The sequence below is a fragment of the Aeribacillus sp. JST-2 genome (genome assembly GCF_056032925.1).
This window is the reverse complement of the sequence record NZ_JBVVUU010000105.1, coordinates 1-1,206: the sequence shown is the minus strand read 5'-3', so window position 1 is coordinate 1,206 and position 1,206 is coordinate 1. Positions and strand designations below refer to the sequence as shown.

Sequence of the window (1,206 nt, the reverse complement as noted above, 5' to 3'; positions counted from 1 at the left end):
TATTTGAGACACAGAAAAAACACCTATGCTGCCTGTTTCCTGAAATCAACAGGAGACAGGTAGTTTAATTTTGCCTGAATTCGAATTTGATTATAATAATGGATGTAATTTTGAACCATTTGTTTTACAATAGAATTAGTGAGATATTGTTTTTCTTGTGAATAGAATGTTTCAGCCTTTAATGAAGAATGAAACGATTCTATTACGGCATTATCATGGCAGTTTCCTTTGCGGGACATGCTGGTGGTAATGCCTTTTTCTTTGGCTAAATGTTGAAAAGCATAAGACGTATAGACCGCCCCTTGATCGCTATGGAGTAACACTTGTTTTGGTTGTCGCTCTTTTACGGCCATTTCTAGTGTCTTTAACACTAGCTGAACATCCTGTCGGTCGCTGATTTGATAGGCAATAATCTCATTATTGTATAAATCCATAATGGTTGACAAGTAAAGCATCGAAGTACCAAACGGCAAGTAGGTGATATCCGTTACCCACTTTTCATTTGGTTGAGAAGCCGTAAAATCACGGTTTAAACGATTCGGTACGATGATTTTACCTTCTCCATTGATCCAGTTTTGATGTTTTTTTTCACACGGCATTGAAGATTCCGTTTTTGCATAATTTGCGATTCAACTTGATTCCATATTTAAGCCGTAGGACTTCTCTTACCTTGCGATGACCATAACGATAATGATTCTTTACACAAATTTCTTGAATCAACCGTTCTAACTTTGATTCCATCATGAACTCTTCCCATTTCTTTTCCCACCGATAATAGGTCGATCTTGGAATTCCTAAACAAGAACAGATAAGGGTAACAGGATATCTGTCTTTTAACTCTCTTACAACTTGGACCACTACTTCTGGCACCATCTCCTCTCGAGTTCCTTGTACTTTTTTAAGATTTCCAATTGTGCTTCTAGCTGACGGTTTTGCATTTTGAGCTGTTCCATTTCATTTAATCCCTGTGCCCCTTTCCCCCATACATATTGCTTCCCTACAGGCTGTGAAAAACGGTGGGTTTCCCCATTTTTATACCATCTCATCCATGTCTTGATCTGCGTCTTATTTTTAATCCCTAACGTCTCCATAATTTCTCGGTTGGTATACCCTGCTTGTTTCATCTCGATAGCTTTCCACTTGATCTCCTCTGGATAATGAACTCTTGTCCCCATAAGACAAACACCTCCACAAATCGAAGTAAGT

At 38.4% G+C, this 1,206-nt stretch carries 1 pseudogene; it reads right to left on the bottom strand.

The annotated features are described in order from the left end of the window. Window positions 1–23 precede the first annotated feature (23 nt). Window positions 24–1,175: pseudogene (locus tag AC0KTX_RS16765) on the bottom strand (IS3 family transposase). Window positions 1,176–1,206 lie beyond the last annotated feature (31 nt).